Annotated in this window: 16 protein-coding genes and 2 tRNA genes; 12 read left to right on the top strand and 6 right to left on the bottom strand. The window is 69.6% G+C overall.

Annotated elements, in window-relative coordinates; all coding sequences use genetic code 11:
- Positions 1-81: 81 nt before the first annotated feature.
- On the bottom strand, positions 82-2,637 hold the full coding sequence (pepN, locus tag H9651_RS02785) for an aminopeptidase N (protein ID WP_191717595.1): 2,556 nt from the start codon (positions 2,635-2,637) through the stop codon (positions 82-84).
- Between the two features lie 147 nt (positions 2,638-2,784).
- Here pepN and H9651_RS02780 point away from each other — a divergent pair, with 147 nt between their 5' ends.
- From H9651_RS02780 to H9651_RS02760, 5 genes are read left to right on the top strand one after another with little or no spacing between them, the layout of a single operon-like run.
- Positions 2,785-3,996 carry a ferrochelatase gene (locus H9651_RS02780; RefSeq protein ID WP_191717594.1) on the top strand — a complete coding sequence of 404 codons (1,212 nt, stop codon included), beginning with the start codon at positions 2,785-2,787 and terminating at the stop codon, positions 3,994-3,996.
- A 47-nt stretch (positions 3,997-4,043) separates the two neighbouring features.
- A complete protein-coding gene (locus H9651_RS02775) occupies positions 4,044-4,589 on the top strand; it encodes a ribose-5-phosphate isomerase (RefSeq protein WP_191717593.1) in 546 nt (181 codons plus the stop codon).
- Positions 4,589-5,587, top strand: a complete 999-nt coding sequence (locus H9651_RS02770; protein ID WP_191717592.1) for an Fpg/Nei family DNA glycosylase — start codon at positions 4,589-4,591, stop codon at positions 5,585-5,587. Before H9651_RS02775 ends, H9651_RS02770 begins: the two co-directional genes overlap by 1 nt.
- Positions 5,584-6,225, top strand: coding sequence for an FMN-binding negative transcriptional regulator (locus H9651_RS02765; RefSeq protein WP_191717591.1), 642 nt, complete (start codon positions 5,584-5,586; stop codon positions 6,223-6,225). Before H9651_RS02770 ends, H9651_RS02765 begins: the two co-directional genes overlap by 4 nt.
- Positions 6,222-7,724 (top strand): amidohydrolase, encoded by a 1,503-nt coding sequence (locus tag H9651_RS02760; RefSeq protein WP_191717590.1) that lies wholly within the window; start codon positions 6,222-6,224, stop codon positions 7,722-7,724. The genes H9651_RS02765 and H9651_RS02760 overlap by 4 nt, the downstream gene beginning before the upstream one ends.
- 49 nt (positions 7,725-7,773) lie before the next feature.
- Here H9651_RS02760 and H9651_RS02755 read toward each other — a convergent pair whose 3' ends face one another.
- On the bottom strand, positions 7,774-8,259 hold the full coding sequence (locus tag H9651_RS02755; RefSeq protein WP_191717589.1) for a Dps family protein: 486 nt from the start codon (positions 8,257-8,259) through the stop codon (positions 7,774-7,776).
- A gap of 112 nt (positions 8,260-8,371) precedes the next feature.
- Here H9651_RS02755 and H9651_RS02750 point away from each other — a divergent pair, with 112 nt between their 5' ends.
- Positions 8,372-8,908 (top strand): gamma carbonic anhydrase family protein, encoded by a 537-nt coding sequence (locus tag H9651_RS02750; RefSeq protein ID WP_191717588.1) that lies wholly within the window; start codon positions 8,372-8,374, stop codon positions 8,906-8,908.
- Positions 8,909-9,056: 148 nt separating this feature from the next.
- Here H9651_RS02750 and H9651_RS02745 read toward each other — a convergent pair.
- A tRNA-Gly gene (locus tag H9651_RS02745) sits at positions 9,057-9,130 on the bottom strand.
- 116 nt (positions 9,131-9,246) lie between these two features.
- On the opposite strand from H9651_RS02745, the gene H9651_RS02740 reads away from it, so the two are divergent.
- The 5 genes from H9651_RS02740 (at position 9,247) to clpX (ending at position 13,884) form a co-directional block, all read left to right on the top strand.
- Positions 9,247-9,320, top strand: a tRNA-Pro gene (locus tag H9651_RS02740).
- A gap of 73 nt (positions 9,321-9,393) precedes the next feature.
- The gene (tig, locus tag H9651_RS02735) at positions 9,394-10,977 is read left to right on the top strand and encodes a trigger factor (protein ID WP_191717587.1); all 1,584 of its coding nucleotides are present in this window, start codon (positions 9,394-9,396) and stop codon (positions 10,975-10,977) included.
- Between the two features lie 164 nt (positions 10,978-11,141).
- Positions 11,142-11,756: an ATP-dependent Clp protease proteolytic subunit gene (locus H9651_RS02730; protein ID WP_191717586.1), complete on the top strand. Its 615-nt coding sequence runs from the start codon at positions 11,142-11,144 to the stop codon at positions 11,754-11,756.
- Between the two features lie 23 nt (positions 11,757-11,779).
- Positions 11,780-12,448, top strand: coding sequence for an ATP-dependent Clp protease proteolytic subunit (locus H9651_RS02725; RefSeq protein WP_191717585.1), 669 nt, complete (start codon positions 11,780-11,782; stop codon positions 12,446-12,448).
- A 167-nt stretch (positions 12,449-12,615) separates the two neighbouring features.
- Positions 12,616-13,884, top strand: coding sequence for an ATP-dependent Clp protease ATP-binding subunit ClpX (clpX, locus tag H9651_RS02720; RefSeq protein WP_191717584.1), 1,269 nt, complete (start codon positions 12,616-12,618; stop codon positions 13,882-13,884).
- 92 nt (positions 13,885-13,976) lie between these two features.
- Here the strand turns inward: clpX and H9651_RS02715 are convergent, their stop codons facing one another.
- Positions 13,977-16,031, bottom strand: coding sequence for a M3 family metallopeptidase (locus H9651_RS02715; RefSeq protein ID WP_191717583.1), 2,055 nt, complete (start codon positions 16,029-16,031; stop codon positions 13,977-13,979).
- 183 nt (positions 16,032-16,214) lie between these two features.
- Between H9651_RS02715 and H9651_RS02710 the strand changes: the two genes are divergently transcribed.
- Complete coding sequence (locus H9651_RS02710) at positions 16,215-16,931, top strand: NADPH-dependent F420 reductase (RefSeq protein ID WP_404802983.1); 717 nt, start codon at positions 16,215-16,217, stop codon at positions 16,929-16,931.
- Between the two features lie 96 nt (positions 16,932-17,027).
- On the opposite strand, the gene H9651_RS02705 is transcribed toward H9651_RS02710, so the two are convergent.
- A complete protein-coding gene (locus H9651_RS02705) occupies positions 17,028-17,276 on the bottom strand; it encodes a hypothetical protein (RefSeq protein WP_191717581.1) in 249 nt (82 codons plus the stop codon).
- A 1-nt stretch (position 17,277) separates the two neighbouring features.
- Positions 17,278-19,851 carry a valine--tRNA ligase gene (gene valS / locus H9651_RS02700; protein WP_191717580.1) on the bottom strand — a complete coding sequence of 858 codons (2,574 nt, stop codon included), beginning with the start codon at positions 19,849-19,851 and terminating at the stop codon, positions 17,278-17,280.
- Positions 19,852-20,014: the final 163 nt, after the last annotated feature.

Below are 20,014 nucleotides of genomic sequence, written 5' to 3'. Positions count from 1 at the left end.
TGCAGTGGCTGAGCGTGCCGGCATGACAGCGCGCCCCGACCCCACGCGGGTGGGGTCGGGGCGCGGCTGATGGTCGTGCGCCTACTCGGCGTCGCGCGCCTGCACCGACAGGGCGCGCTCGACGCCGGCGAGGTTCTCGGCGACCAGACGACGCAGCGCCGGCGGTGCGTCCTGGTGCTCGGCGAGCCAGCCGCGGGTCGCGTCGCGCAGCGCGACGTCGGCCAGCGGCGCCGGGTACAGCCCCACGATCAGGTACTGCGCGATCTGGTACGAACGCGACTCCCAGATCGGCAGCAGCATCTCGAAGTAGGCCGGGACGAACTCCGCCAGCAGGTCGCGTCCGGCCGGGTGCGTGAACCCCGCGGCGGCGGCACGCACGATCGTGTTGGGCGCGTCGGCGGTGTCGATGAGGGACGACCAGGCGGCGCGCTTGGCGTCGGCCGTCGGAAGTGCCGCACGCGCCTGAGCTGCGAACTCGCCTCCCTTGGCGGTGTTGTCCGCGGCGAGGGCGTTCTCGATCACGGCGGCGTCGACCGCGCCGGCCGCGGCCAGGGCGATCAGCAGCTGCCACGACAGGTCGGTGTCGATCTTGAGGCCGTCCAGCGACAGCTCGCCGCTGCGCAGCGCCCGCACCGTCTCGGCGTGGGCGGGGGTCGCGGCGGCGGCGGCGAACGCGGTGACGAACTGCAGCTGGCTGTCGCTGCCGGGCTGCGCGGCCTGGGCGAGCTCCCACAGGCCGTCGGCCACGCGCGCCCGCGTCTCATCGCGACGCGACGGGGCGACGTACGACGACGCGGCGAGCAGCAACTGGCTCAGCGTCGTGCGCACGGTGGTGGACTCGGTTTCGGAACCGATGTTGCGCAGCACGAGGTCGACGTAGTCGGTGGCGGATGCCTCGGCGTCGCGGGTCTGGTCCCACGCCGCACCCCACACCAGCGACCGCGCGAGCGGGTCGCTGATCTTGCTCAGGTGCGCGATGGCGGTCTGCAGTGAACGCTCGTCGAGTCGGATCTTCGCGTAGGCGAGGTCCTCGTCGTTGAGCAGCACCAGATCGGGGCGGGCGCGACCCTTGAGCTGCGGCACCTCGGTGAGGTCGCCGTCGACGTCGAGCTCCTCGTGGTGAACCCGCACGAGCGCATCACCCTGCAGCTGGTAGAACCCGATGCCGAGGCGGTGCGGGCGGATCGTGGGGTAGTCCGCCGGAGCGGTCTGCACGATGGCGAAGCGCGTGATGTCACCGTCGCCATCGGTGGCGATCTCCGGGGAGAGCGTGTTGACACCGGCGGTCTCGAGCCACTTCTTCGACCAGGTCGACAGGTCGCGGCCGCTCGTGCGCTCGAGTTCGACCATGAGGTCGGACAGCTCGGTGTTGGACCACTCGTTCTTCTTGAAGTACGCGGCCACACCGCCGAAGAACTGCTCGATGCCGACCCAGGCGGCCAGCTGCTTGAGCACGGAGCCGCCCTTGGCATACGTGATGCCGTCGAAGTTGACCTGCACGTCTTCGAGGTCGTTGATCTGCGCGACGACGGGGTGAGTGGAAGGCAGCTGGTCCTGGCGGTAGGCCCAGGTCTTCTCCATCGCGTTGAAGGTGGTCCACGCCGCGTCCCACTCGGTGGCCTCGGCGGTGGCCATGGTCGACGCCCACTCGGCGAACGATTCGTTCAGCCACAGGTCGTTCCACCAGCGCATCGTCACCAGGTCGCCGAACCACATGTGCGCCAGCTCGTGCAGGATCGTCACGACGCGACGCTCCTTGACCGCGTCGGTGACCTTGCTGCGGAAGACGTAGGTCTCGGTGAAGGTCACCGCGCCGGCGTTCTCCATCGCCCCCGCGTTGAACTCCGGCACGAACAGCTGGTCGTACTTGGCGAACGGGTACGGGTAGTCGAACTTCTCCTCGAAGTACGCGAAGCCCTGACGCGTCTTGTCGAAGATGTAGTCGGCGTCGAGGAACTGCCACAGGCTCTTGCGGGCGTAGACCCCGAGCGGGATGACGCGACCGGAGGTGCTGGTCAGTTCCGAGAACGTCGCCTGGTAGGGGCCCGCGATGAGTGCGGTGATGTACGAGGAGATGAGCGGAGTCGGCTCGAACGTCCACGTCGCGGTGCCGTCGCCGTGGCGCTTGGGCTCGGGTGTGGGGGAGTTGGAGACGACGTGCCACGGCTCGGGCGCGGTGACGGTGAACTGGAAGGTCGCCTTCACATCGGGCTGCTCGAACACCGCGAACATGCGGCGCGAATCGGGCACCTCGAACTGCGAGTAGAGGTACACCTCGCCGTCGACGGGGTCGACGAAGCGGTGCAGGCCCTCGCCGGTGTTGGTGTAGAGGCAGTCGGCGTCGATCGTCAGCTCGTTCTCGGCGGCGAGGTCCGCCAGCGCGATGCGCGAGTCGGCGAAGACCGCCGCGGGATCCAGGCTCCGGCCGTTGAGAGTGACCTCCCGCACGTCGCGGGCGATGAGGTCGATGAACGTGGCGGCGCCGGGGGTCGCGCCGAATCGCACGGTCGTGCGCGAGCCGAACACCTCCGCCCCGCGGGTCAGATCGAGGTCGACCTCGTACGACACGGCGGCTGCCGGGTCGAGGACGGCGCGACGCTCCTGCGCTTCGATGCGGGTGAGATTCTCTCCGGGCACGGCGGTTCTCCCAAATGTTCGGGTGTCTGAGGGCGCCCGGCAGCGCGGGCACGTCCCACAGCCTACGTCGTCGGGTGCGGGCTGCCACGGTACGGGCGGTGGCGCCGATCGCGCCCTCCTCGCGCGTGACGGTGCGAGGATGGACGCGTGAGCGCACTCGACGACACCCCATCGGTCACCCCAGGCGACACCGCAGCGGTTCGCTTCGCCTCTCGCGCGGCCGCCTCCGGCGCCCCGCACATCGAGGTGCCCGTGGCCTATGACGGCATTCTGCTCGCCGGCTTCGGCGGTCCCGAGGGGCAGGATGACGTCATCCCGTTCCTGCGCAATGTGACCGCCGGTCGCGGCATCCCCGACGAACGTCTCGAGGAGGTCGCGCATCATTACCGCCACTTCGGCGGGGTCAGTCCCATCAACGATCAGAACCGCGCGCTCAAGGCGGCCCTCGAGGACGAACTCGCGCGTCGGGGCATCGACCTGCCGGTGTACTGGGGCAACCGCAACTGGGGCCCGTACCTCGACGACGCGGTGAAGCATGCCGCGGCCGCCGGGGACACCTCGCTCATCGCCATCGCGACGAGCGCGTACAGCTCGTTCTCGAGCTGCCGCCAGTATCGCGAGGACTTCGCGCAGGTGCTCACCCGCACCGGGCTCGGGGACGTCGTCACCATCGACAAGGTGCGCCAGTTCTTCGACCACCCCGGCTTCGTCGCCCCCATCAGCGCGGGCGTGTCGCAGGCGGTGGCAGGCTTCCTCGACGACGGCATCGCTGCGAGCGAGATCCGCGTGCTCTTCTCCACCCACAGCGTGCCGATGGATGACGCCGTGCGCTCGGGTCCGCGCGACGTCGACTGGGGCGAAGGCGGCGCGTACGCGGCGCAGCACCGCGCCGTGGCCGAGGTCATCATGGGCGATCTCGCCGCCGAGCGTCCTGACGCGGCATCCGTCGCCTGGGATCTCGTCTATCAGTCGCGCTCGGGCCCGCCGTCGCAGCCGTGGCTCGAACCCGATGTGGTCGATGTGATCGAAACCCTGCCGGATGCCGGTGTGCGTGCGGTCGCCATCGTGCCGTTGGGGTTCGTGAGCGACCACATGGAGGTGCTCTGGGACCTCGACACCGAGGCGGTGCAAGCCGCCGAGGAGGCGGGGCTGCGGGCCGTGCGCACCGCGACGCCGGGCGTCGACCCCGCCTACGTCACGGGTCTCATCGACCTCGTGATGGAACGCGTCGAGGGCACCCCGGCCGCCGAACGGCCCCACCGCACGTCGCTGGGACCCTGGTTCGACGTGTGCCGTCCGGCCTGCTGCGAGAACGTGCGCGCCGGTTTCAAACCCGCCGCCGCCGGCGTCGCGCCCTGAGCCTCCGCGGCGCCCGGGGGCTGAGGCCTCGGCCCTAGAATCGACGCATGCGCATCCACATCGCGACCGATCACGCCGGCCTCGAGTTCTCCACGCACCTGCAGCACCACCTGGCGGGCCAGGGGCACGAGATCGTGGACCACGGGCCGCTGGAGTACGACCCGCTCGATGACTATCCCGCTTTCTGCATCCGCGCGGCCGAGGCCGTGGTGCGTGACCAGAACGCCGGCGTGGAGACTCTCGGCGTCGTCTTCGGCGGCTCGGGCAACGGCGAGCAGATGGCGGCGAACAAGGTGCGCGGCGCCCGGGCCGCCCTGGTGTGGAGCCTCGCGACGGCAGAACTGGCCCGCGAGCACAACGACGCCAACGTGATCGCGATCGGCGCCCGCCAACACACGTTCGACGAGGCCGCGGGCTTCATCGACCGTTTCATCGCGACGCCGTTCTCGGGCGACGAGCGGCACGCGCGGCGCATCGGGCAGCTGGCCGCGTACGAGACCGACGGCTCGCTGCTGCCCGACCCCCGGGCGACGGGGGAGCAGGCGGGCGTCCTCGCCGCCGACGAGAGCACGTTCGACCCGGAAGCAGGCTGATGCCCGAGGGTCACTCCGTCCACCGCATCGCCCGGCAGTTCGACCGCAACTTCGTCGGACGCCCGGTTGTGGCATCGAGCCCGCAGGGGCGATTCGTCGAGGGCGCCGCTGTGATCGATGGGCGCACCGCGACGGAGGTGCGCGCGGTGGGTAAGCAGATGTTCCTCGCCTTCGACGACGACATCTGGCTGCGCGTGCACCTGGGCATGTACGGCGCCTGGGACTTCGCGGGGGAGATCCTCGTCGACCCGACCATCGCGTCCGCCAACGGGCGGATGGGACAGACCAACCAGCGCGGCACCGCGCTCGACGACGCCCCGATCCTCGATGCCGCGGGTGAGAACTCGCTCGCCTCGATCGGTGCGCCCCGGCGCACCCGCGTGCACGTGCGCATGTCGGAGCAGACCACAGGCCTGGCCGAGGACGAGCAGTGGCCGCCGGCGGTCGTCGGACAGGTGAGGCTGCGCCTCATGACCGACATCACGTGTGCTGACCTGCGCGGGCCGACCGCGTGCGCACTGCAGACACCCGAAGAGATGGCGGCGTCGGTCGCCAAGCTCGGACCCGATCCGCTCGTCGACGACGTCGCCGTCGGTGAGGAGCGTTTCACCGCGACGGTGCGACGCAAGCCCACCCCGATCGGGCTGCTCCTCATGGACCAGGCCGTCGTCAGCGGCATCGGCAACGTGTACCGCGCCGAAGTGCTGTTCCGGGCGCGGCAGAACCCCCACACCCCCGGGCGAGATGTGCCGGAGGAGACCGTGCGGGCGCTCTGGCGGGATTGGGTGAAGCTGCTGTCGATCGGCGTCGAGACCGGTCAGATGATGACGATGGACGACCTCGCACCCGACGACTACCGGCGCGCCATGGCCAGCCGTGACGACCGGCACTGGGTGTACCACCGGGCGGGCCTGCCGTGCCGCGTCTGCGGCACGGCGATCGTCGTCGAGGAGATGGCTTCCCGCAAGCTCTACTGGTGCCCGAGGTGCCAGGCGTGAGGCAGAACCCGAGTTTCGTCATGACCGATGTCGCGGAGCTGCGCCGTCTGATCGACCAGAACCCGTGGGTGACGCTCGTCAGCAGCACGCCCGACGGTCTCGTGGCGTCGCACTACGCCGTGCTGCTCGACGACACCCGCGACGACCTCACCGTCGTGGGGCATGTCGGCAAGCCCGACGACCTCATCCACGGCCTCGGCCGGCGCGAGCTCATGGTCATCGTGCAGGGTCCTCACGGCTACATCTCGCCCGGCTGGTACGGCGACGTCGCAGCGGTGCCGACCTGGAACTTCATCTCCGCTCACATGAGCGGCGTTCCCGAACTGCTCACGCCCGAGGAGAACCTCGCGGTGCTCGACCGCCTGGTGGCCCGGTTCGAAAGCGACATGCCGCGGCAGCGCCGTCTGTGGGAGCGGCCGAACGACGCGGAGTACGTGCACCGGCTGGAGAAGGGCACCGTCGGGTTCCGGCTCACGCCCTCCCGGGTCGTGGCCAAGCGCAAGCTGAGTCAGAATCGTTCCGACGAGGTCGTCGAGACGATCATCGCCGAACTCGAGGCGGGATCGTCCCCGTACGCGGACGCTCGCCTGGCCGGCGAGATGCGTCGCGCCCATCACGCCAGAAGGACCCCCTCATGACCCCTGCCGTCGGCGACCACGTCGCCGTCATCGCCAACGCCCGGCTGACGGGCGCCGAGCGCACCGACCCCTACGGCGACGACCTCGTCGATGTGCACCTGCGCGCAGGCGTGATCGCCGACATCGCGCCCACAGGCGCGCTGCCCCGGCAAGGCATCGTGCTCGACGCCGGCGGCGGGTGGCTCATCCCGGGCCTCTGGGACCACCACGTGCACGCGGTTCAGTGGGCTCTCCTTGCGCAGCGGACGCCGCTCGGCCACGCCACGAGCGCGGCGCACGCGGCACGGATCATGGCCGACGCGCCGGTGCTCGACGACGGTCGTCGCGTAGGCAGCGGGTTCCGCCACGCGCTGTGGCCGGACGAGCCCACCCTCGCCGGGCTCGACGCGGCGACCGGCGACGTGCCGACCTACCTGATAAACGCCGATGTGCACAGCGTGTGGCTCAACTCCGCCGCGCTCCGACGCGAGGGCCACCCGGCATCCGGCTCGGGTCTGCTGCGCGAAGAACCCGCGTTCGAGATCTCGCGCCGGCTGAATCTGGTGCCCACCGACGTCTCCGACGCCGCAGTGGCGCAGATGGCACACGCGGCCGCCGCTCGGGGCGTGGTCGGCATCGTCGATTTCGACATGGCGTTCAATGCGGATGCCTGGGCGCGCCGCGCCGCGCAGGGCTTCGACACCGTTCGTGCGCGCTTCGGCATCTACCCGGCCGACCTCGACCGGGCGATCGGGCTGGGGCTCGAGACCGACGATGCGGTCGACCCGGCGGGTCTGTTCCGGGTCGGATCCCTCAAGGTCATCTCCGACGGGTCGCTCGGCACGCGCACCGCCGCGTGCTCGCACGCCTACCCCGGGGACCCGTTCAACCACGGCATGCTCACGGTGCCGCCCGACGAGCTGCTCGCGCTCATGACGCGGGCCACCGCCGCCGGCCTGTCATCGGCGATCCACGCGATCGGCGACGTCGCGAACGCGCATGCGCTGGACGCCTTCGCCCTCACCGGCGCCTCCGGCTCGATCGAGCACGCCCAGCTCGTCGCCCACGCCGACGTGCGCCGGTTCGCGTCGCTGCAGGTGGGCGCCAGCGTGCAGCCGGAGCACGCGCTGGACGACCGGGACATCACCGACACGGTGTGGGCCACCCAGACCGCGCAGCCGTATCCGCTGCGGGCCTTCGCCGACGCCGGCGTCAACCTGCTGTTCGGCTCCGACGCCCCGGTCTCCGCCCTCGACCCGTGGGCGGCGATGGCGGCCGCCGTGCACCGCACCCGCGACGGCCGAGAGCCCTGGCAGCCGGCACAGGCCGTGCCTGCCGCGACCGCTCTCGCGGCATCCACCGAGCACGGCTCGCTCGGCGGTTCGGCGCTGCAGATCGGCGGCGTCGCCGACCTCGCGGTCGTCTCCCACGACCCACTCACGGCCGACGAGCAGACCCTGCGCGGCATGGCCGTGGCGGCGACGATGATCGCCGGGCGCCTCACGCACACCGCGGGCTGACGCAGCGAAGCCCCGCACCGAGCGGGGCGGGGCTTCGCTGTATCGAGGACTACTCGGCGAGGTGGGCGAAGAGGAACCAGCGGTCCTTCTCGAGCCCGGCCTTGATGCCGATGGCGATGTCCTGGCTGGTGAGGTCGACCTCGTCGAGCCCGTCGATGGCGGTCTGCAGGTCGATCAGGACGGCGTCGATGTCGGCGAGGACATCGCGCACGATGGCATCCCACTGCGTGAAACCGGCCGGGACGGCCGTGGGCTTGGTCTTCTCGGCGACCGTCGACACGCGGGCGTCGATCGGGAGACCGAGGGCGACGATGCGCTCGGCGGCGTCATCGGCCCAACCCTGCGCGTGCCCGACGACGGTGTCGAGGAGCTCGTGGATGGACTGGAAGTTCGCGCCGCGCACGTTCCAGTGCGCCTGCTTGCCGTTGACGGCGAGGGCCTGCAGGCCGAGGACGACGGGCGTGAGGAACTGAGCGGTGCCGGCGGCCACCGTCGGGTCGGCGGCGGTGGCGGGGATGGTCTGGTTCTTCGTCATGGTCGTCTCCTATCGGCGGGGTGTCACCCCGCTCGGCACAACGCTACTCAGGCGACGGTATTCCGCAAGCAAGCTGAGGCTCGGCTTATGCGCGCGGCTCTACGCTCGGGGCATGACCGTCACCGACGAAGCCTCCGTCCTGTCCGTCTCCAGTGCGACCCCGCACGTGCCCGCCTCGGCGTTCGTCGCCGCCGGCGCCCGCCTGGTGGGGGCGGTGACCCTGGGGGAGCAGGCGAGCGTCTGGTACAACGCGGTGCTGCGCGCCGACAGCGCCGCGATCACGATCGGCGCGGGCAGCAACGTGCAGGACAACGTCTCGGTGCACGTCGACCCCGGGCACCCCGTCGTGATCGGTGAGAACGTGTCCGTCGGCCACAACGCGGTCGTGCACGGCTGCACCGTCGAGGACGTTTCGCTCATCGGCATGGGAAGCGTCGTGCTCTCCGGTGCCGTCATCGGCGCGGGGTCGCTCGTGGCCGGGGGAGCGGTGGTGCTGGAGGGCATGATCGTGCCGCCGGGGTCGCTCGTGGCCGGGGTGCCGGCGAAGGTGCGACGGGAGCTCACCGACGACGAGCGGGCGAAGCTGCGCCGCAACGCCGACGTGTACCGCGCGCACTCCGACGCGCACCGCGGCGCCACGCAGGCCTGACGACACGCCCGGGGCCCGGTGTCGTGGGCAGGGCCGACGTCGCCGACATGCGGGGATCTGCCCGGGTGCGGATGGATGCCGGCAATCGGTCCTTGCCCAGGCAGATCTCCGCATCCGGGCGACGGGTTCGTCGCGCTGGAACGAGAAGTGGAGGGGATGACGGGAATCGAACCCGCACCATCAGTTTGGAAGACTGAGGCTCTACCATTGAGCTACATCCCCGCAGCGGCAGGCCGCGGCATCCATGAGTCTAGACGAACCGCGGGCTCAGCGCGGACACGGCGCGGTCGGCTAGACTTCCCGGGGTCGTTTCGGCGCACGCATGCGTGCGCACAGCCCGGGGCGTAGCTCAGCTTGGTAGAGCGCCCGCTTTGGGAGCGGGAGGCCGCAGGTTCAAATCCTGTCGCCCCGACGTAACGACCTCCCAGACATCCAGACTTTCCGCCTCCGCGTCTGCGCGGATCACCCAAGGAGAAGCAACAGGAATGGTCAACGCCACCGTCGAGAAGCTCAGCCCGACCCGGGTCAAGCTCCACATCACGGTCACTCCGGACGAACTGAAGCCCGCCATCGCTCACGCGTACGAGCACATCGCCGAGGACATCCAGATTCCCGGATTCCGCAAGGGCAAGGTGCCCGCGCCCATCATCGACCAGCGTGTCGGTCGCGGTGCGGTCATCGAGCACGCGGTCAGCGAAGGCCTGGACGGCTTCTACCGCGCCGCTGTCACCGAGACCGAGATCCGCGTGGTCGGCCGGCCCTCCGCCGAGGTCGTCGAGTGGCCCAGCGACAAGGACTTCTCCGGCGACCTGGTCGTCGACGTCGAGGTCGACGTGCGCCCCGAGTTCGAGCTCCCCGCTTACGAGGACCTGACCATCGAGGTCGACGCCGTCGAGACCGATGAGGCAGCCGTCGACGCCGAGCTCGACCGCCTGCGCGGCCGCTTCGGCACGCTGGTGACGGTCGACCGTCCCGCCGCGAAGGGCGACTTCGTCGAGCTCAACCTCGTCGCCACGATCGACGGCAACGAGATCGACCGCGCCGAGGGCGTGTCGTACGAGGTCGGCTCGGGCGAGCTGCTCGAGGGCACCGACGAGGCGATCGAGTCGCTCACCGCCGGTGAGGACACCACGTTCCGCTCCAAGCTCGTGGGCGGCGACCACGCCGGCTCCGAGGCCGAGGTGGCCGTGACGGTCGTCGCCGTCAAGGAGCGCGAGCTCCCCGACGCCGACGACGACTTCGCGCAGATGGCCAGCGAGTTCGACACGATCGACGAGCTGCGCGCCAGCCTCGCCGAGCGCGTGGACGAGCAGTCCGGCTTCGCGCAGGCATCCGCCGCACGCGACAAGCTCGTCGAGAAGCTCATCGAGCTGACCGACATCCCCGTGCCCGAGCAGCTCGTCGAGGACGAGGTGCACCAGCACCTCGAGGGCGAAGGCCGCCTCGAGGACGACGAGCACCGCGCCGAGGTCACCGAGGCGAGCCAGAAGCAGTTCCGCACCCAGATGGTGCTCGACAAGATCGCCGAGCAGTTCAAGGTGCAGGTCTCGCAGGACGAGCTCACCCAGTACCTCATCCAGTCGGCCGCGCAGTACGGCATGGCCCCGCAGGAGTTCGTCAACGCGCTGCAGCAGGGCAACCAGCTGCCCGCCATGATCGGTGAGGTCGCCCGCAACAAGGCGCTCGCCCTGGCGCTGGGCAAGGTCACCGTCGTCGACACCGCCGGCAAGCCGGTCGACCTCTCGGGCTTCATCGCCCTCGAGGACGAGCCTGCCGCCGAGGAAGAGGTCGTCGAAGAGGCCCAGGAGATCGCCGACGCCGCGGCCGACGCCGACGCCGTGATCGAGGCCGAGGAGAAGCCGGCCAAGAAGGCGCCCGCCAAGAAGGCTCCGGCCAAGAAGGCTCCTGCCAAGGCCGACGCCGACGAGGCTCCCGCCAAGAAGCCCGCCGCCAAGAAGCCCGCCGCCAAGAGGCCCGCCACCGACGCTGCCGAGCCCGCAGCCGAGGCCGAGCCCGCCAAGAAGCCGGCGACCCGCAAGGCTGCCAAGAAGACCGCGGACGAGAAGTAATTCGACACGATCGACGACGTCGACGGGACGGGTGCTGCGGCATCCGTCCCGTCGGCGTTTCACCCGATCGCCGCAGCGGACGCTCTGCCCAGGGCGAACACGGGCGGGTCGCCCGTGGCGCGCCGGTAGATTCGTTGCGACGGACCACGGAAACAGGAGTGAACATGGCCGAACCACTTGTCGCCACGAGCGTCTTCGACAGGCTGCTGAAGGACCGCATCATCTGGCTGGGGTCGGAGGTGCGCGATGACAACGCGAACGAGATCTGCGCGAAGATCCTGCTGCTGGCGGCGGAGGACTCCGAGAAGGACATCTACCTCTACATCAACTCGCCCGGCGGCTCGATCACGGCCGGCATGGCGATCTACGACACGATGCAGTTCGTGCCCAACGACATCGTCACCGTCGGCATCGGCATGGCGGCCTCGATGGGCCAGCTGCTGCTGACCAGCGGCACCAAGGGCAAGCGATACATCACGCCCAACGCCCGCGTGCTGCTGCACCAGCCGCACGGCGGCTTCGGCGGCACCGCCAGCGACATCCAGACGCAGGCTCAGCTGATCCTGTCGATGAAGCGTCGCCTGGCTGAGATCACCGCGGGCCAGACGGGCAAGTCCGTCGAGCAGATCAACGCCGACGGCGACCGCGACCGCTGGTTCACCGCGGAAGAGGCGCTTGAGTACGGGTTCGTCGATCACATCCGCGAGCACGCCGCGGGCGTGACCGGTGGCGGCGGAACCGCCACAGACGGCGACATCCCCGACGAAACCGCCAACTGAGTCCTCCGAAGGAGACAGAACAGATGCACACCCCCACCTTCGGCGGTGCCCCTCAGGGCCTGCAGATGCCGAACAACCGCTACATCCTGCCGCAGTTCGAAGAGCGCACCGCTTACGGCTACAAGCGCCAGGACCCGTACAACAAGCTCTTCGAGGACCGCGTGATCTTCCTCGGCGTGCAGGTCGACGACGCGTCGGCCGACGACGTCATGGCCCAGCTGCTCGTGCTCGAGTCCCAGGACCCCGACCGCGACATCGTCATGTACATCAACTCGCCCGGTGGCTCGTTCACCGCGATGACGGCGATCTACGACACCATGCAGTACGTGTCGCCGCAGATCTCCACCGTCGTGCTCGGCCAGGCGGCATCCGCCGCGGCCGTGCTGCTGGCCGCCGGCGCCCCCGGTAAGCGTCTGGCCCTCCCCAACGCCCGCATCCTCATCCACCAGCCCGCCGTCGGCGAGGCCGGCCACGGACAGGCATCGGACATCGAGATCCAGGCCGCCGAGATCCTGCGCATGCGCACGTGGCTCGAGGAGACGCTCGCGAAGCACTCCAACCGCTCGCAGGAGCAGGTCAACAAGGACATCGACCGTGACAAGATCCTGTCTGCGAACGACGCCCTCGAGTACGGCTTGGTCGACCAGGTGCTGACCACGCGCAAGCGTCACCCCGCGGCGATCACCGGCTGACATCGGGATGCCGTGAAGCCCCGTCCGTCGTTTCATCGACGGGCGGGGCTTCGCCGTTTCTGCGCGGAACATCGGATGCGACATAGGACGCCGCAAATGCCGCCTGATGTCGTACCCAGCAGTTAGGCTCGGAGAGCGCCCGACTGGGGCCAGTAAGGAGGAGCCTGATGGCCCGCATCGGTGAAAGCGCCGACCTGTTCAAGTGCTCCTTCTGTGGGAAGAGTCAGAAGCAGGTCCAGCAATTGATCGCCGGACCGGGCGTGTACATCTGCGACGAGTGCGTCGAGTTGTGCAACGAGATCATCGAAGAGCGCATGGCCGAGTCGGGCAGTGGCGAGGTCGCCGAGTTCGATCTGCCCAAGCCGCGCGAGATCTTCTCCTTCCTCGAGGAATACGTCGTCGGGCAGGAGCCCGCGAAGCGCGCGCTGTCGGTCGCCGTCTACAACCACTACAAGCGCATCCGCGCGCACGGCACGCTGCAGCCTGCCGAGCAGCGAGCCGACGACATCGACATCGCCAAGAGCAACATCCTGCTGCTCGGCCCCACCGGCTGCGGTAAGACGTACCTCGCCCAGACCCTCGCGAAGCGTCTCAACGTGCCCTTCGCTGTGGCCGACGCCACCGCCCTCACCGAGGCGGGCTACGTCGGCGAAGACGTCGAGAACATCCTGCTGAAGCTGCTGCAGGCCGCCGACTTCGACACCAAGCGCGCCGAGACCGGCATCATCTACATCGACGAGGTCGACAAGATCGCCCGCAAGGCCGAGAACCCGTCGATCACGCGCGACGTGTCGGGGGAGGGCGTGCAGCAGGCGCTGCTGAAGATCCTCGAGGGCACGGTCGCCTCGGTGCCGCCGCAGGGCGGCCGCAAGCACCCCCATCAGGAGTTCATCCAGATCGACACGACGAACGTGCTGTTCATCGTGGCGGGTGCCTTCGCCGGGCTGGAGGAGATCATCTCCTCGCGCGTCGGAAAGCACGGCGTCGGGTTCGGCGCACCGCTGCACGACAAGGGCGAGAATCTCAACCTGTTCAGCGAGGTGCTGCCCGAAGACCTGCACAAGTTCGGCCTGATCCCCGAGTTCATCGGTCGTCTGCCGGTGGTCGCCTCGGTCGCACCGCTCGATCAGGACGCGCTCATGGAGATCCTCACCGAGCCGCGCAACGCCCTGGTCAAGCAGTACCAGCGCATGTTCGAGCTCGACGGGGTGCAGCTGGAGTTCGAGGACGACGCCCTGCGCGCCATCGCCGACCTCGCCGTCTTGCGCAAGACGGGAGCCCGCGGACTGCGAGCGATCCTCGAAGACGTGCTCGGGCCGATCATGTTCGAGATTCCGTCCGCTGAAGACGTCGACAAGGTGATCATCACGCGTCCCTCCGTCGAAGAGGGTGCCGCGCCGACGCTGGTGCTCCGCCAGAAGCGCAAGAGCGCCTGACCAGGCCGGCGACCCGCGAAGGCGCAGAGCGCGCGGCTTCGCCGACGGGCTCGGTCTGCTCGTGACACCGAACCCGTCGACGTCGGGTGCGATCAGCCCGTGAGGCCGCGCCGCTCCAGCAGCGGCGCGATCTCGGCATTCCGGCCGCGGAAGTCGCGATACGCCTCGAGCGGGTCCTTGGAGCCTCCCATGCCGAGCAGCCGCCGGCGGAAGCGGTCGCCGTTGGCGCGCGTGAGTCCGCCGTTCTCGTGGAACCACTCGACCGTGTCGGCGTCGAGGACCTCGCTCCAGATGTACGAGTAGTACCCCGCGCTGTAGCCGCCCGAGAAGATGTGGGCGAAGTACGTCGAGGAGTACCGGGGCGGCACGACGGGGCTGTCCAGTCCGATCTCGGCCAGGGCCTGAGCTTCGAACTCCGCCACATCGATGTCGGCTGCGGCCTCAGCCGCGCCGAGGCGGTGCCAGGCCTGGTCGATCCACGATGCGGCGAGATACTCGCTGGTGGCAAAGCCCTGGTTGAACGTCTCGGAGGTGGCGAGCTTCTCGACGACCTCGGCAGGCAGCGGCTCACCGGTCTCGATGTGCCGGGCATAGTTGCTCAGCACCTCCGGCCAGTAGATCCACATCTCGTTCACCTGGCTGGGGAACTCCACGAAGTCGCGGTACACATTCGTGCCCGCGAAGCTCGGGTAGGTGACGGTCGCGAACAGGCCGTGCAGTGCGTGACCGAACTCATGGAAGAGCGTGTTGACCTCGTCCAGCGTGAGGAGCGTCGGCTGGCCGGGGGCGGGACGTGCGACGTTGAGGTTGTTGACCACGACCGGAGCGGTGCCACGCAGGCGCGACTGCGCGACGATCGAGTTCATCCATGCCCCGCCCCGCTTCGTGTCGCGTGTGTAGAGGTCGAGCACGTACAGGCCCAGCGCCGAGCCGTCGGCGTTGTGGATCTCGAAGATCCGCGCCTCCGGGTGGTAGCTGGGAAGGTCCGGGCGCTCGGTGAACGTGATGCCGTACAGCGCGGTCGCCGCGAAGAAGACCCCGTCGCGCAGGACGCGCTCCGCCTCGAACCACGGCCGCAGTGCACCGCGATCGAGGTCGTACCGCTCCTGGCGCACCTGCTCGGTGTAGAACGCCCAGTCGTGCGCTTCGAGGGGGAAGGGCTCGGGGCCGGCGTCGATGATCTCCTGCAGCGCGGCGCGCTCCCTCTCGGCGTTGCGCGCTGCGGGTGCGGCCAGGCGGAACAGCAGTTCGCGCACCGCGTCGGGGGAGCCCGCGGTCTCATCGGACGTGATGTACGCGGCGTGGTTGTCGTAGCCGAGCAGTTCGGCGCGCTCGGCGCGCAGCCGCACGATCTCGCGCAGCACACCCCGGTTGTCGTGCTGGTTGCCGCGGGAGCCGCGCGAGCGTGAGGCCTCGAGTAGGCGCCGCCGGGACTCGCGATCGGTCAGCGACGACAGGTAGGGGTGCCCGGTGAAGAGGGTGAGCGCGACGACGTAGCTGCTGTCGAGGCCGCGGTCGGCGGCGGCCTGGGCGGTGGCGGAGAGCTCGCCCGCGGTGAGTCCGTCGAGTTCGGCGGCGTCGTCGAACACCACAGCGAGTTCGTTGGTGTCGGCGAGGAGGTTCTTCTCGAAGGCCGTCGTGAGCGTGGACAGCCGCTGGTTGAGCGCGGTGAGACGCTGCTTGGCGTCGTTGGAGAGCCCCGCGCCGGCGTGGCTCATCTGGGTGTGGCGGCGCTGCACCAGGTAACGCTGCTCCGGGGTGAGGTCGAGCTCGTCGAGCTGCTCGAACAGCGCGCGCACGCGGGCGAAGAGCGCGCTGTCGAGCTGGATGGCATCCTGGTGCGCCGACATCAGCGGGGCGAGCGTCTCTTCCGCTGCCTGGATGTCGGGCGTGGCATCCGCTGAAGACACCGTGTAGAAGGCATGCGCGACGCGCCCCAGCAGGTCACCGGACAGCTCCAGGGCGGTCATCGTGTTGTCGAACGACGGAGCGTCGGGGTTGGCGGTGATGGCGTCGACCTCGGCCCGCTGCGCAGCGAAGGCGGCTTCGAACGCCGGCAGGTAATGCTCTGCGCGGATCACCCGGTAGTCGGGGAGGTCATAGGGCAGCGTGCTCGGAGTCAGCAGGGGATTGGTCTCGTCCGTCATCGTTTCAGCCTACGGCTCGCTCGCTCCCAGAGCCGGACGGCGGGAGCCCTGCCAGGGGCGCGCACTGTCGATGGATGCCGGGGCGGGGGAATGGTCTGCGCGCAGCGGCGGTTCGCCTTCGGTACGGGTCGCCACCGCGGCCCCGCGACGGACAGCCGCCGCCCCCGACCGAAGGGAAGCAGAATGCCAACGCTGGGAATCATCGGAAGCGGACACATCGGATCGGCGGTGGCTCGCTTGGCCATCGCCGCAGGGACCAACGTGGTGATCGCGAACTCGCGCGGACCCGAGACGCTCCAGGATCTGGTCACCGAACTCGGCCCGCTCGCTCAGGCTGGAACGGTCGCCGAGGCTGCCGAGCGTGGAGACGCGGTCGTGCTGTCCATCCCGCTCAAAGCCGTTCCCGACCTTCCGCCCGGCCTGCTGAGCGACACCCTCGTGCTCGACACGAGCAACTACTACCCCTCGCGGGATGGCATCATCCCTGAGCTGCGGGACGACACACTGACTACCAGCGAGATGGTGCGCGACCAGCTGGGTGCCAAGCGTTATGTGAAGGCGTTCAACAACATCGTGGCTGCGCACATCCCGGCCTTGGCACGTCCGGCGGGAGCCGCCGATCGCACGGCCCTGCCGATCGCGGGGGACGACCCCGCCGCGAAGGCCGAAGCGGCGGAGCTGATCAGCCTGCTGGGCTTCGACACCATCGACGCCGGCACGCTTGCGGAGAGCTGGCGTTTCGAACCGGAGACCCCCGCCTACGGGACGATCTATTTCAGCGACCCGTCCCTGCCGCAGGAGCAGATGGCCGACGCGGGGCCTGCCCCAACGCCGGTGCAGGACGTGCAGGCAGCGCTCGACGCCGCAACCCGCGTGGACATCGCTGCACGGCGGTACTAGACAGCCCACGCTCTCAGACGCACACGCGCCCGCGTCGCTCCGCCGATTGTCGGTCGGAGGGACGCGGGCGCGTGCGCTTTTCGGGGCGCGGTGCGGTCAGGCGAAGTCGTCGTCGGGATCGTGCCCGACCACGGCGTTGCCCTCGGCGTCGAGCGAGACCACGACGCCCGTCTCGAGCTCGGCGAGGGGCCGGCCCTCGAGGAACGTGAGCGTCCACCGCGGGCGCGGCTGACCGAGGTCATCGCCGGGAATGGCCCGGTCGACGGCCTGGATCTGGCCACGGATGCTGTCGGGCACCGCTGCGGGCGGTTCGTCACCGGAAGTCCAACGGGTTCCGAGCTGCATGTCAGACCTCCTGCGGGGCGAGCACGATCTCGAGCACCGAGGTGGTCTCGGCGTCCTGGTAGGTGATCTCGGCGACACGGCCGACGGCCTTGAGGTCGCCTTCGGCGAGGCGCAGCGCCGCCGCGGCGGTCTCGCTCGCGCCGATCGTCGCACGCTCGACGTGGGTCTTCTGCGAGGCCTTCGCCTCGGTCTTCGCCCGACGGATGCCGATGAGCGCCTCGCCGACGACGCGCAGCACCGCGGGGTCACCCTCGATGCCGAGCGGCTCCGGCCAGGCGGCGGTGTGCACCGAGCCCTCCTCGAACCACGACCAGGCCTCCTCGGTCGCGAACGACAACACCGGCGCGAGCAGGCGCAGCAGTGTCGACAGGGCCAGGCGCAGCGCGAGCGCCGCCGAGGCCTGCCCGACGTCGGCCTGGTTGTAGGCGCGCTCCTTGACGAGCTCGAGGTAGTCATCGCAGAACGTCCAGAAGAACGCCTCGGTCACTTCGAGCGCGCGGGCGTGGTCGTACGCCTCGTAAGCCTTCGTCGCCTCACGCACGACACCGTCGAGGGTCGCGAGCATGGAGGCATCCAGTGCATGCGTCACCTCGGCGCCCTCGGGGACCGGGAACGACAGCACGAACTTCGCCGCGTTGAGGACCTTGATCGCGAGGCGACGGCCGATCTTCACCTGCGTGGGGTTCTGCGGGTCGAACGCCGCGTCCGCGCCCAGGCGGCTGGAGGCCGCCCAGTAACGCACGGCATCCGTCCCGTGCTGGGCGAGGATGTCCGCCGGCGTGACCACGTTGCCCTTGGACTTGGACATCTTCTTGCGGTCGGGGTCGACGATGAAGCCGGAGATCGCGGCATCCGTCCACGGCGCGCGGTCGTCCTCGAGGGCGCTGCGCAGCATGGTGGAGAACAGCCACGTGCGGATGATGTCCTGGCCCTGCGGGCGCATCGAGAACGGGGCGACGAGGTCCCACAGCTCGGGATCGCGCTCCCAGCCTCCGGCGAGCTGCGGCGTGAGCGACGAGGTCGCCCAGGTGTCGAAGATGTCGCGCTCGGCGTCGAAGCCGCCGGGCACGCCCCGCTGCTCCTCGGTGTACCCCGGGGGCACGTCGCTGGTCGGGTCCACGGGCAGGCTCGTGAGGTCGGGAGTGAGCACGCGGCTGTAGTCCCGCTCACCGGTCTCATCGAGGGCGTACCAGACCGGGATCGGCACGCCGAAGAAGCGCTGGCGGGAGACGAGCCAGTCACCGGTCAGACCGTTGGTCCAGTTCTCGTAGCGCACGCGCATGAAATCGGGATGCCAGTCCATGCCGGCGCCGAGGGCGATGAGCTTCTCGCGCAGCTGGGCGTCACGCGCGCCGTTGCGGATATACCACTGGCGGGTCGAGACGATCTCGAGCGGGCGGTCGCCCTTCTCGTAGAACTTCACCGGGTGGGTGAACGGCTTCGGGTCGCCGATGAGCTCGCCCGATTCGCGCAGCAGCTCGACGATGCGCTTCTTGGCGCTGAACACCGTCTTGCCGGCGAGCTCGGCGTAGGCCGCACGTGCGGCATCCGTCACGATCACCTCGGGGGCCTCGGCGACGATGCGGCCGTCCTTGCCGAGGATCGTGCGGTTGGGGAGGTCCAGCTCCCGCCACCAGATGATGTCGGTCACGTCGCCGAAGGTGCAGATCATGGCGATGCCCGAGCCCTTGTCCTTCTGCGCGAGGGGGTGCGCGAGCACCGGCACCTCGACGTCGAAGAGGGGCGTGCGCACGGTCGAGCCGAAGTGCGGCTGGTAGCGCTCGTCGTCGGGGTGGGCGACGAGCGCGACGCAGGCGGCGAGCAGCTCGGGGCGCGTGGTTTCGATCTCGATGTCGCCGGAGCCGTCGGTGAGGTGGAACGCCACGCGGTGGTAGGCGGCCGGCTGGTCGCGGTCCTCGAGCTCGGCCTGCGCGATGGCGGAGCGGAAGTCGATGTCCCACAGCGTGGGCGCCAGCGCCTGGTAGGCCTCGCCGCGCTCGACGTTGCGCAGGAACGCCAGCTGGCTCGTGCGGATCGTCTCGTCCGAGATGGTGCGGTAGGTCTGGGTCCAGTCGACGCTGAGGCCCAGCTGGCGGAAGAGCGCCTCGAACTGCTTCTCGTCCTCGACGGTGAGCTTCTCGCACAGCTCGATGAAGTTGCGGCGGCTGATGGGCACCTGATCGGCGGCCTTGCTGCTCTTGTTGTCGCCGCCCTCGAACGGGGGAGTGAAGTCGGGGTCGTAGGGGAGCGACGGGTCGCAGCGCACGCCGTAGTAGTTCTGCACCCGGCGCTCGGTGGGGAGCCCATTATCGTCCCAGCCCATCGGGTAGAACACGGTCTTGCCGCGCATGCGCTCGTAGCGCACCTTCACGTCGGTGTGCGTGAAGGAGAAGACGTGCCCGATGTGCAGGCTTCCGGAGGCGGTCGGCGGCGGGGTGTCGACCGAGAAGACGCCCGCACGGCCCTTGGCCTTGGCGGCGTCACGGTCGAACAGGTAGGTGCCGTGCTCACTCCATGCGGCATCCCACTTCTGCTCGAGGCCTTCCAGCGCGGGCTTGTCAGGGATCTGCGACATGGGGGACTCCTCGAGCGGTATGTGCGGCACTGTGTGAGCGTGCCTGAGTGTGGGAACCGGGCCAGTTTACCGGGGAGGACTGAGGGCGGGCGCCGCGGGCGCCCGGGTGTCGCGCAGCCTCCGGATGCGGCACCCCGTGCCGGGACGCGGCACCCGCGTTGCC

It is taken from the genome of Microbacterium pullorum (assembly GCF_014836535.1).
GTDB lineage: Bacteria > Actinomycetota > Actinomycetes > Actinomycetales > Microbacteriaceae > Microbacterium > Microbacterium pullorum.
Note: the sequence above shows the minus strand (reverse complement) of the source record. Positions and strands in the feature narration are given on the sequence as shown.

What these genes read in the sequence shown, in the direction of transcription:
- H9651_RS02725 (WP_191717585.1), top strand. Translation starts at nt 11,780, where the DNA reads ATGCACACCCCCACCTTCGGCGGTGCCCCTCAGGGCCTGCAGATGCCG.
- H9651_RS02710 (WP_404802983.1), top strand. Translation starts at nt 16,215, where the DNA reads ATGCCAACGCTGGGAATCATCGGAAGCGGACACATCGGATCGGCGGTG.
- H9651_RS02715 (WP_191717583.1), bottom strand. Translation starts at nt 16,031, where the DNA reads ATGACGGACGAGACCAATCCCCTGCTGACTCCGAGCACGCTGCCCTAT.
- H9651_RS02760 (WP_191717590.1), top strand. Translation starts at nt 6,222, where the DNA reads ATGACCCCTGCCGTCGGCGACCACGTCGCCGTCATCGCCAACGCCCGG.
- H9651_RS02755 (WP_191717589.1), bottom strand. Translation starts at nt 8,259, where the DNA reads ATGACGAAGAACCAGACCATCCCCGCCACCGCCGCCGACCCGACGGTG.
- H9651_RS02770 (WP_191717592.1), top strand. Translation starts at nt 4,589, where the DNA reads ATGCCCGAGGGTCACTCCGTCCACCGCATCGCCCGGCAGTTCGACCGC.
- H9651_RS02730 (WP_191717586.1), top strand. Translation starts at nt 11,142, where the DNA reads ATGGCCGAACCACTTGTCGCCACGAGCGTCTTCGACAGGCTGCTGAAG.
- H9651_RS02705 (WP_191717581.1), bottom strand. Translation starts at nt 17,276, where the DNA reads ATGCAGCTCGGAACCCGTTGGACTTCCGGTGACGAACCGCCCGCAGCG.
- H9651_RS02750 (WP_191717588.1), top strand. Translation starts at nt 8,372, where the DNA reads ATGACCGTCACCGACGAAGCCTCCGTCCTGTCCGTCTCCAGTGCGACC.
- H9651_RS02775 (WP_191717593.1), top strand. Translation starts at nt 4,044, where the DNA reads ATGCGCATCCACATCGCGACCGATCACGCCGGCCTCGAGTTCTCCACG.
- tig (WP_191717587.1), top strand. Translation starts at nt 9,394, where the DNA reads ATGGTCAACGCCACCGTCGAGAAGCTCAGCCCGACCCGGGTCAAGCTC.
- clpX (WP_191717584.1), top strand. Translation starts at nt 12,616, where the DNA reads ATGGCCCGCATCGGTGAAAGCGCCGACCTGTTCAAGTGCTCCTTCTGT.
- valS (WP_191717580.1), bottom strand. Translation starts at nt 19,851, where the DNA reads ATGTCGCAGATCCCTGACAAGCCCGCGCTGGAAGGCCTCGAGCAGAAG.